Origin of the sequence: Caulobacter sp. Root1455 (genome assembly GCF_001426905.1) — a bacterium.
Lineage (GTDB): Bacteria > Pseudomonadota > Alphaproteobacteria > Caulobacterales > Caulobacteraceae > Caulobacter.
This window is the reverse complement of record NZ_LMFQ01000012.1, coordinates 308,281-318,615: the sequence shown is the minus strand read 5'-3', so window position 1 is coordinate 318,615 and position 10,335 is coordinate 308,281. Positions and strand designations below refer to the sequence as shown.

At 68.1% G+C, this 10,335-nt stretch carries 10 protein-coding genes; 8 read left to right on the top strand and 2 right to left on the bottom strand.

What is annotated here, in order from left to right; translation table 11 throughout:
* A partial coding sequence (locus tag ASD21_RS08870) for a beta strand repeat-containing protein (protein WP_162250221.1) occupies positions 1–5,175 on the bottom strand: 5,175 nt, incomplete at its 3' end.
* Between the two features lie 433 nt (positions 5,176–5,608).
* On the opposite strand from ASD21_RS08870, the gene ASD21_RS08865 reads away from it, so the two are divergent.
* The 3 genes from ASD21_RS08865 to ASD21_RS24680 are packed head-to-tail and all read left to right on the top strand — an operon-like array spanning position 5,609 to position 7,318.
* The gene (locus ASD21_RS08865; protein ID WP_056439704.1) at positions 5,609–6,148 is read left to right on the top strand and encodes a phage tail protein; all 540 of its coding nucleotides are present in this window, start codon (positions 5,609–5,611) and stop codon (positions 6,146–6,148) included.
* Between the two features lie 36 nt (positions 6,149–6,184).
* A complete protein-coding gene (locus ASD21_RS24685; RefSeq protein WP_056439701.1) occupies positions 6,185–6,739 on the top strand; it encodes a phage tail protein in 555 nt (184 codons plus the stop codon).
* 33 nt (positions 6,740–6,772) lie between these two features.
* A complete protein-coding gene (locus ASD21_RS24680; RefSeq protein ID WP_056439698.1) occupies positions 6,773–7,318 on the top strand; it encodes a phage tail protein in 546 nt (181 codons plus the stop codon).
* Positions 7,319–7,343: 25 nt separating this feature from the next.
* Here ASD21_RS24680 and ASD21_RS08850 read toward each other — a convergent pair whose 3' ends face one another.
* On the bottom strand, positions 7,344–7,649 hold the full coding sequence (locus tag ASD21_RS08850) for a DUF6916 family protein (RefSeq protein ID WP_056439695.1): 306 nt from the start codon (positions 7,647–7,649) through the stop codon (positions 7,344–7,346).
* A 35-nt stretch (positions 7,650–7,684) separates the two neighbouring features.
* On the opposite strand from ASD21_RS08850, the gene ASD21_RS08845 reads away from it, so the two are divergent.
* From ASD21_RS08845 to ASD21_RS08820, 5 genes are all read left to right on the top strand, one after another.
* Entirely contained in the window at positions 7,685–8,221 is a 537-nt protein-coding gene (locus ASD21_RS08845) for a GNAT family N-acetyltransferase (RefSeq protein ID WP_056439692.1), read from the top strand.
* Complete coding sequence (locus tag ASD21_RS08840) at positions 8,218–8,694, top strand: hypothetical protein (protein WP_235524861.1); 477 nt, start codon at positions 8,218–8,220, stop codon at positions 8,692–8,694. The genes ASD21_RS08845 and ASD21_RS08840 overlap by 4 nt, the downstream gene beginning before the upstream one ends.
* Before the next feature lie 228 nt (positions 8,695–8,922).
* A complete protein-coding gene (locus ASD21_RS08830; RefSeq protein ID WP_056439683.1) occupies positions 8,923–9,144 on the top strand; it encodes a hypothetical protein in 222 nt (73 codons plus the stop codon).
* Entirely contained in the window at positions 9,141–9,359 is a 219-nt protein-coding gene (locus tag ASD21_RS08825; RefSeq protein WP_056439680.1) for a hypothetical protein, read from the top strand. The genes ASD21_RS08830 and ASD21_RS08825 overlap by 4 nt, the downstream gene beginning before the upstream one ends.
* On the top strand, positions 9,356–10,276 hold the full coding sequence (locus ASD21_RS08820) for an NAD-dependent epimerase/dehydratase family protein (RefSeq protein WP_056439678.1): 921 nt from the start codon (positions 9,356–9,358) through the stop codon (positions 10,274–10,276). The genes ASD21_RS08825 and ASD21_RS08820 overlap by 4 nt, the downstream gene beginning before the upstream one ends.
* Positions 10,277–10,335: the final 59 nt, after the last annotated feature.

The following is a 10,335-nucleotide window of genomic DNA, read 5'->3' as shown; positions in this document are numbered from 1 at the left end:
CGACGCGGTGGCCGAGCTGGTCACCGCTTCGGCCGTGCCCTGCTGGTCGGTGTAGCTGACCACCACCCGGACCGTGCCGCCGACATCGGGGTCGCCCAGGGTGTAGGTCGCCTGATCGGCCGCGCCGATGCTGACGAAGCCCGAACCGGTGTTGCGCTGCCAGTCGTAGTGCAGCGTGCCCAGACCGTCGAGATCGRCCAGGGCGGCGGTGTCGGCCGTCAGGATCTGGTTCTCGGTGGTCGTGCCGGTGACGCTGACACCGCCGGTCGGGACGTCGTTGACGTTGGCGATGGCGGCGGTGGCCGAGCTGGTCGCCGACTCGGCGAAGCCCTGCTGGTCGGTGTAGCTGACCACCACCCGGACCGTGCCGCCCACGTCGGAGTCGCCCAGGGTGTAGGTCGCCTGATCGGCCGCGCCGATGCTGACGAAGCCCGAACCGGTGTTGCGCTGCCAGTCGTAGTGCAGCGTGCCCAGGCCGTCGACGTCGGCCAGGGTCGAGACCGCCGTCAGGACCTGGTCCTCGGTCGGCGTGCCGGTGATGCTGGCGCCGCCGGTGTGCGGGTCGTTGACCSCGGCGATCGACGCGGTGGCCGAGCTGGTCACCGCCTCGGCCGTGCCCYGCTGGTCGGTGTAACTGACCACGACCCGGACCGTGCCGCCGACATCGGGGTCGCCCAGGGTGTAGGTCGCCTGATCGGCGCCGACATTGACGAAGCCGCTGCCGACGTTGTGCTGCCACTGGTAGTGCAGCGTGCCCAGGCCGTCGAGATCGGCCAGGGCGGCGGTGTCGGCCGTCAGGATCTGGTTCTCGGTGGTCGTGCCGGCGGCGGTGGCCGAGCTGGTCACCGCCTCGGCCGTGCCCTGCTGGTCGGTATAGCTGACCACCACCCGGACCGTGCCGCCGACATCGGGGTCGCCCAGGGTGTAGGTCGCCTGATCGGCGCCGACATTGACGAAGCCGCTGCCGACGTTGTGCTGCCACTGGTAGTGCAGCGTGCCCAGGCCGTCGAGATCGACCAGGGCGGCGGTGTCGGCCGTCAGGATCTGGTTCTCGGTGGTCGTGCCGGTGACGCTGACGCCGCCGGTCGGGGCGTCGTTGACGTTGGCGATCGACGCGGTGGCGGAACTGGTCGCCGATTCCACCGTGCCGCCGGCGTCGGTGTAGTAGATCACCACGCGGACAATGCCGCCGACGTCGGAGTCGCCCAGGGTGTAGGTCGACTGGTCGGCGCCGACATTGACGTAGCCGCCGCCGATGTCGTGCTGCCACTGGTAGTGCAGCGTGCCGATGCCGTCCACGTCGGCCAGGGTCGAGACCGCTGTCAGGACCTGGTCCTCGGTCGGCGTGCCGGTGATGCTGGCGCCGCCGGTGTGCGAATCGTTGACCGCGGTGATGTTGACCGTCACCGAGCCGCTGGCCGTGTCCGTCGCGCCCGATCCCTGGCCGCCGCCGGGCGAGCCGTCGGTCAGCGCGTAGTTGAGCGACACGCTGGCGGGCGGCGCGTTGCTGGCGTTGGTGTAGGTGATGTGTTCGATAACGTCGTTGACCAGCGCCGTGGTCGCGGTCGCGGCGGAACTGGTGAAGGTGATGCCCAGCACGCCGCCGGCGCTGGTGAAGGTGGCGAAGGTCAGTCCGCCGACCTGCAGATTGGCCCCGCTGACCGTGAACAGGCCGCCCGAGGCGAAAGCGAAGACGTCGGCGGCGTTGGCCGAGGCCCGCTGCACCGTGAAGCTGGCGCCGCCATAGTCGCCCGAACCGCTGTTGCGGGCGTCCAGGTCGATGTCGGACACCGTCAGCGAGCCCAGCAGGGTCGCCGCCGTCTGCTCGGTGGCGCCGACCGCGGTGGCGCTGGCCGGAACCACGGGCGTGTCGTTCACGGCCGTGATGCTGGTGGTCAGGTCGATGCTGGCGTCGCTGAAGCGGGTCTGCCCGCCGTTGACGCTGACGTCCAGGGTCGCGCCGGTCGTGACCGCGCCGCCGGAATTGTCGATCAGATAGGCGGTCAGGGCCGGGACCGCGCCGTTGAAATTGGCGGCCGGCAGGAAGCGGACCAGGGTTCCGGCCGCCAGCACCAGGGCGGAGCTCTCGCTGGGCGCGCCGATCGTCGTCCAGGCGCCGTTGAAGTACTGCCAGACGCCCTGGCTGGCGGCCGCGTTGCCGGTGATGGCCACGCCGGCCAGGGTGTCGCCGGCGTCCGGGTCGGTGAAGTGCGAGGCGAACAGGGTCGAGACGCTCTGGCCGGCCGGGGCGGCGGTGTCTTCGTTGACCGCCGTGAGGGTGGCCGAACCGCTGGCGACCGGCGCGTCGTTGGTCGGGGTGACCACGATGTTCAGCGTCATCGCCGCGCTGTAGGGCGTCGAACCGCCGGTGGTGCTAAGGTCCGGAGTCTGGCCGGTGGTCACCGCGCCGGCCGAGTCGTCGATCAGCGAGACGGTCAATGACGGCGCGGTGCCGGCATAGTCGGCCGCCGGCACGAAGCGCACCAGGGTGCTGGCGTCCAGGACGAAGGCGGAGGCGGCCGAAACGGCCGGCAGGTCATGCCAGCTGCCCCCCGAGAAGTACTGGTAGACGCCTTCCGCGGCGGTCGCCGCGTTGGCCGTCACCGCCACGCCGGTGAAGGCGTTGGCCGACGAGCCGCCGCCCACGGTGTCCGTGGTGTCGGAGAAGTGGCTGCTGAACAGCGAAGAGACCGTCTGCCCGGCCCCGGGCGCGGAATCCTCGCCGACCGACGTCAGGCTGACGGCCGAGCCGCCGGTGACGGTCGGGGCGTCGTTGACCGCGGTGACGGTGTGGCTGAGCACCACCGTGCCGGTGCTGTAGGGCGTGGAGCCGCCGTTGGTGGTGGTGTTGACGACCGCGCCGTTGGTCAGGGCGCCGCCCGAGGCGTCGACCACCCTGGCCGTAAGGGTCGGGGCCGGGCCGTTGAAGTTGGCGGCCGGCAGGAAGCGGATCGGCGCGCTGGCGGCCAGCGTCACCGCCGCCGCCGTCGAGGCCGCGCCGATGTTCACCCAGGTCGAGCCGTTATAGTACTGCCACTGGCCGGTGCCGCCGGTGGAGCCGTTGGCGGTCACGGCCACCCCGGCGAAGGCGTCGGTGTCGCCGTCGCTGTACTGGCCGCTGAACAGGGCCGAGACCGTGTTGGTCAGGGCCGGGTTGGCGACGTCCTCGTTGGTCGCGGCCAGGGCCTCGGTGCCGTCGCCGCTCACGGTCGGCGCGTCGTTCACCCCGATGATGGTGATGGTGTAGCCGTCGGTGTCGCTCTGCGCGCCGCCCGTGCCGCTGGCCCCGCCGTCGCTGGTGACCACGGTCAGGGTGTCGGTGCCGCTGACATTGGTGTTGCCATGGAACAGCAGGCCGTTGCTGGCCGCCAGGGTCGTGTTGATCGCGTTGATCGTGCCCGTGACGGTCACCGAGCCGGAGCCGTTGCCGCTGACATTGCCCGCTGTCAGACCGCTGGCGACATTGGTCCGCAGGGTCAGTATGCCCTTGGTCACGCTCAGGGTGACCGTCACCGTCGCCGAGGCCGGATTGGCGTCGACATCGCTGATCTGCAGGCCGGTGACGGCGATATCGGTGTTTTCGTTGCCGGTGGCGCTGGAGACCGTGCCGTTGACCGGCGCGTCGTTGACCGCCGTGATGTTGATCGTCGTCGTGCCGATGTTGACCGTGGTGTCGCCGACGTTGGTCGTCGCGGTCGAGATCCCCGGCGTGCCGTCGTTGATCGCCCAGGTGATGGTGCGGCTGGTGTTGGCGCCGTAGTTCGTCGGGTTGTCGCCCGTGGCCCAGTAGACCAGCCCGGCCAAAGCGGTCTGGTAGTGGGCGATGGTGTCGACGCCGCTGAGCGTCAGGGTTTCGGCGGCCGCGTTCCAGCTGACGGTGATGCTGGTGCCGGCGATCGTGCCCGAGACCTGCTTGCCGGCGCCGTAGCCGAGGTGGTCGTCGGCCTTGCTGTCCTCGTTGGTGGTGAACGTGCCGCCGGTGATCGCCACCGTGGCGCCGGTCAGGTAGCCGCCGCCGTTGTCGGTGATCGTCGGGGAGCCGCTCAACAGGGTGGTCGCCGACGCCGCCTGCTCGGTCGCCGCCGTGCCCGCGCCGGTGACGGTCAGGGCCGCCAGGTCGGCGAAGACCATCCCCTCGACCGTGGCCCCGACAATCGTGGTGCCGGGATCGATCTGGCGGAGCAGGGTGGCGGTGGTGCCGGCGCCGTCCAACTGGAAGACGTAGATGGTGTCGTCGGTGTCGGAGCCGCCGTTCTCGACTTCCTCGCTCTCGATGTAGAGCTGCCGCGTCGACGGATCGAACGTCATGTCGCCGGCGTAGAAGTGGTTGCCGCCCGGCATGCCGACCAGCGTCACCTTGACGGCTGTGCCGCCGGTGGCGCTGCCGCTGATGTACCAGAGGGCGTTGTCGTTGGCGTCGTAGTTGCCGCTGGGCGACGGGTTTTGCGAGTGGGTCGTGAAATAGACCAGGTCGGTGGACTCATCGACCTCGACGTCGACGAACAGGCCGTCGGCGTAGGTGGTGTTGTTGAACTGGTTGTCGTCGACCAGCGCGACCGTGCTGTTGTTCGGGTTGGCGAGGTCCAGGCGGAAGAGACCGGTCGCCAGGCCGCCGATCGTCTCGGTGTAGTACATCCGACCGCCGGCCACGATCGTGGTGTCGATCGCGAAGTCGCGCGGATCGAGGACGAAGAAGCCGCTCTCATTGGGCCGGTTGTCGGTGGCGGCCGTGGTCAGGAAGCCGAGGTCGGTGAGGGTCCCGGCCGCGTCGTAGCTGTAGACCCGGATGCCGGTGATGTTGCCGTTCGGCGTCCCCGCGCCGTCCTGATAGCCGACATAGATCTTGCGGTTGACCGCATCGACCTCGATCGTTTCGACGATGATGGTGTCGGGGAAGTCGACCACGGTGGTCGGGGCGGCGGCGCTGTTGATCGAGCCCCGCACCAGCAGGGCGTGGTCGTCGATGCTGTTGCTGAGGATGGCGAAATAGAAGCCCGTCGCGGTGTCGATGCCGAGGCCGGAGGTGAACGAGCTGACGAAGGCGTCGTCGCCCGTGCCCGCCCCGCCGTTGCTGACGACGGTGGTGCTGCCGGTGCCGTCGTCATTGACGCGGACGAGCTTGGTGTCGGCGTCGCCGCCTTCGGTGATGTACCACAGCTGGCCGGAGAACGGCATGGGTCAGTCCTTTGCCTCAGGCAAAACCACGCGCCGTCGCGCGGGCGCGACGGCGTCGGGACTCTCGCCCCGCGGGAAATGGGTGAAAGAAGGGACTAGGGGCGCGGAACGGCCGCGCACGACGCGAGGGCGAAAAAGCGCGCACGAAAGCGCATATATTACGCAACTGACTCCCCCCTCGCTCTAGTCAAACCATAAACGCAACCTTAACGAGGATGCGACGCCCGCACAAGTAGACACACGCTGATTGGCGAACCGCGTTCTCCTAACTATTGTGCAGCTCAGGATAGTGGGTTAGGAGGAGGACAATCGCCGGGGTGGGGCGCCTGATCTTAATCTTGGTTAAGACGCGGGGACGACTTAAGGTTTAGTCCAGGTCGATCGCGCGCGTCATGCCTGGGCACTTAAGACTTTTGGGAGCGAGGGAACGATCATGACCGAGCCTTATCTTGGTGAAATCCGCATGTTCGGGGGCAACTTCGCGCCTGTCGGCTGGGTCATGTGTGACGGCCAGCTGATGTCGATCGCGGAGAACGACGCGCTGTACGTCCTTCTCGGCACGACCTACGGCGGCGACGGCGTCAACACGTTCGGCATCCCGGACCTGCGCGGGCGGGTCGTGACCCACCAGGGCTCCAAGAACGGCCAGACCTATGTCATGGGCCAGATGACGGGCGTCGAGAGCGTCACGCTGATCTCCACCCAGCTGCCGGCGCACACCCACCCGTTCTTCGCGGCTTCGACGGCGGGCGCGGTGTCCACGCCGACCACCGCGACGATGATCTCGGACCAGGGACCGACCGGGACCGGCATTTTCGGCTACGCGCCCTACAACGGCGCCAACGAGCAGATCGCCCTGGCGGCCGCCTCGACCACGCCCGCCGGCGGCAGCCAGCCGCACGAGAACATGCAGCCCTATCTGGGCATCAATTTCATTCTCGCGACCGCGGGCGTCTTCCCGTCGCAGAACTGACCTTTCCGCCAGAAGATCTTTTGGAGACTCAAAGAGATGAGTGATCAATATCTCGCGGAAATCCGCATTTTCAGTTTCCCTTTCGCCCCGAGGGGCTGGGCTCAGTGCAACGGCCAGATCATGCCGATCCAGCAGAACACCGCGTTGTTCTCGCTTCTGGGCACCACCTATGGCGGCAACGGCACCAGCAACTTCGGCCTGCCCAACCTGATGGGCAACATCCCGCTCCATATCGGCCGCGCCCAGCCCGGGCCCGGCCTGCAAGTCTACGATCTGGGCCAGACCGGCGGTTCGCAGACCGTGACGATCCTGACCCCCGAGATGGCCGCACACAGCCACTCGCCGGTGGTGACCACGGCGGTCGGGACCGTCTCGACCTCGGCCGGCAACCAGCCGGCCAAGGCGTTCACCGGCAACTTCTCGAAGAACACCCAGGGCCTGTTCTTCAGCACCGTCACCACGCCGGCCACGCAGCTTCCGCCCCAGACCATCACCCAGACGGGCGGCGGCCAACCTCACAACAACATGATGCCGACGCTGTTCCTGAACTACTGCATCGCCCTGCAGGGCGCCTTCCCCGCCCGCAACTGATCGCGATCGCGACGAATACGAGGAGCAAGTCACATGTCTCAGCAGTATATGGGCGAAATCCGGATCATGGGGTTCAACTTCCCGCCGAAGCACTGGGCCCAGTGCAACGGTCAACTCATGGCCATCTCCCAGAACCAGGCGCTGTTCTCGTTGCTGGGCACCACCTACGGCGGCAACGGCGTCACGACGTTCGCCCTGCCTGACCTGCGGACCCTGGCCCTGGGAGGCGTCAGCTCGAGCTATCCGTTGGGCGCGATCACCGGCGAGTACGCCCACACCCTGCTCCAGACCGAGATCCCGAGCCACGTCCACTTCCTGAAGGTGGACGCCACCAAGGCCGGCTCCAGCAACCTCAGCACGGCGGCGGCGGGCAACAGTTTCGGACAGACGGGCAGCAGCGCCAGCGAAGGCACCGCTCCGGTCTACAACATGTACAGCACCGTGGTGACGCCCACCGCGCCCATGGCGCCCCAGGCCCTTGGGACGGCGGGCGGCAGCCAGCCGCACGAAAACCGCCAGCCGTTCCTGACGGTGAACATCTGCATCGCCCTGGCGGGGATCTTCCCGTCGCGGAACTAGGCCGTCCGGATTTTGTGGCGTGGCGTCAGTTGAACAGCGCCTGATAGTTCTGCCGCCCGGGCTCGGGCGTGTGGATCGGGATCAGGTACAGGTCGTAGGCGGTTCCGTCCTCGACCTTCATCGTGTGCATTCCCTCGGCGAGCACATCGCCGGGGGGGCCGCTGAAGATCAGCACGAAGGGCTGGAAGTCCGGTCGCCCGTGCCCCGGCTCGGGCTTGAACAGCTCGATCTCGTTCAGCGACAGGACTTGACCGCCGCCTTCGACCCGGAACGACGCGCCCACGTGCGGGGTGAAGGAGTCGGCGGTCGGGACGACGAATTCGGCGGCCATGATGTTCCCCGGGTCAGAATCGAAGCACGGCCATTATGACGACCTCTCCACCTGAACGGGAAGAGCCCGTCGCATCGCCATCCTTCGCCCTGCGCCCCGAGGTCGAGGCCGACGCGCCCTTCCGCCTGGCGCTGTTCCGCGCCTCGCGCGGTCCGGGCTGGGACCAGATCCCCCTGCCCGCCGAGATGCTGACCAAGATCATGGAGCAGCAGTTCCACGCCCAGACCCAGGGCTATCGCGCCGCCTATCCCCAGGCCCGGCTCGAGATCGTCACGATCGACGCGGCGCCCGTCGGGCGGCTGGCCACCGATCGCGGGACCGATGGCCTGCGCGTAGTCGACATCGCCGTGGTCCCCGAGCAGCGCGGCCAGGGGATCGGCGGGGCGATCCTGCGGGCGCTGATGGACGAGGCCGCCGCCGTCGGAACGCCGGTGATGCTGCAGGTGGCCAGCGACAACCTCTCGGCCCAGCGGCTCTATCACCGGCTGGGCTTCGTCATGACGGCGGCGAACGACACCCACCTGACCCTGCGTTGGCCCGCCCCGTCCTCGACGCCAGGGAGCGCGGCTTGACCCGGATCGCCGTGGTCGGCTGCGGCGCCTGGGGGCGGAACCTGATCCGGACCTGCGCGGAGCTTGGCGTGCTGGGCGCGGTGATCGACACCGACGCGGCCGCCGCCGCGCGCGAGGCCGCGGCCTGGAGCGTTCCCGCCCTCCCCCTGGCCCAGGCCCTGGACGACGCTGGCCTGGACGCGATTATCATCGCCGCGCCGGCCGAGGCCGAGACCCTGACCGGAAAAACTGATGCGGCGCGACCAGGCCGTGCCCCCCCGACCGAGACCGGGCCGGTCGCCGCGGGAAGCGAACCGCGCTTCGTCGATCTGCTCGCCGAACCGCCTTTGACCAGAGAAACCCGCCATTTCATCCGATGCCGCCAGACCAGAGACGCCCCCTTTACGGGTATTGAAGAAGGCGTTCGCGCGCAGCGGGTGCTGGAACGGGTTCAATTCCAGTTGAACCGTTGCTCCGATCAGCTTCGGACCTAGTCGGATCGCAGCGATCATCTTGCGAGACCTCACATAACACCGTTCGAACACTTCCGACTAGAAAGTAGATATGATCTTTATCGGCAAGAATAGGGCGAACGTCGCGCAGAGAACGGCAAATATACCCGAGACAAACACCCTTTTCGCGAAGCCGACCAACGCGTACCATCCCGCCATGTCGAGGGGCGCATTGAACTCAAACAAGAACGCCCGCCGCGCGAGGGGCCAATGAACGTCCACGTTCCGGCGTTTCCATTGCGTGGCGACGACGGTCAGACGTCGAACTTTCAAATCCTCACCCGAAAGATCCCGCAGCCTGAAGCCGTGATCGGCTTGGTCGGCATGGGCTATGTCGGTCTTGCGATCTCGGACGCCGTTTGCCCGGCCGGCTTTCGGGTGATCGGCTTCGACCTGGATGAGGCCCGGAAAGATTGTGAAGGCCTGAGATGAGCGCCGCGTCGTCATCGGACCGTTCAGCCGCCTGGGTCCGCCCCTCGGCGGCGGTCGAGCCGGGCGCGGTGCTGGGCCAGGACATGGCCTGCCCCCGCATCGGCGACCGCTACGCCGAGCGCGCCGAGGGTCTGCGGCGGACGATCAACCCGTCGGGCTTCGGCGAGGCCCCCAAAGACGACCAAAGTGAAGAACAGTCAGCGAGCGTCGGATGAAGCGGGCCCTGGTCATCGGATCGGAAGGCAATATCGGCAAGCCCCTGGCGGCGCACCTGCGCGCCCAGGGCTGGGAGGTGCTGTGCGCCGACATCAAGCCCGGCTGGCGCAAGGACTATCTGCAGGTCGACATCAACCAGCCGGCCGACCTGATGCCGACCCTGCGCTGGAAGCCGGACGTGATCTTCGCCCTGGCCGCCGTGGTCAGCCGGGTGACCTGCGAACAGGCCTCCAGCCTGGCGGTCAGCACCAATCTGGGCGGGCTGAACAACGTGGTGCTGCTGGCCCAGGCCGCCGACGCCAAGCTGGTCTATTTCTCGACCTCGGAAGTCTACGGCCCCACCGACGGGCCGATGGACGAGGCCGCCACCGTCCCCCGGCCCAACAACCGCTACGGCCTGACCAAGCTCCTGGGCGAGCAACTGGTCGACTACGAGGTCGCCCAGCACGGCCTGCGCGCGGTCACCCTGCGGCCGTTCATGATCTATGACGAGAACGAGGACTTCGGCGACCACCGCTCGGCGATGATCCGCTTCGCCCACGACCTGGCGCGCGGACGTCCGATCGAGGTGCATCGCGGCGGCGCCCGGAGCTGGCTGCACATCTCCGACGCCGTGCGCGCCATCGAGGCGGCCGCCGGGATCGAGGAGCACGCGGTGATCAATATCGGCCATCCGGACGTGACGCCGATCGAGGCCCTGGCCGAGGGCTTACGGACCCGGTTGGACGCCTCGCCGTCGCTGATCGCCCTCCGCGATCTGCCCGCCCGGATGACCGCCGCCAAGCAGCCCAGTCTGGACCGCATGCGCAACCTGCTTGGCGTGACGCCCAAGGTGTCGCTGGACGAGGGTCTGGACCGCGTCGTGACGCGGGTGCGCGCTCGCCTGGCACAGATCCAGTCGGGACAGCCGGCGTGACAACCGGTGGGATAGGCCGCCTGCTGACCGTGGTCGGCGCCCGGCCGCGGTTCGTCAAG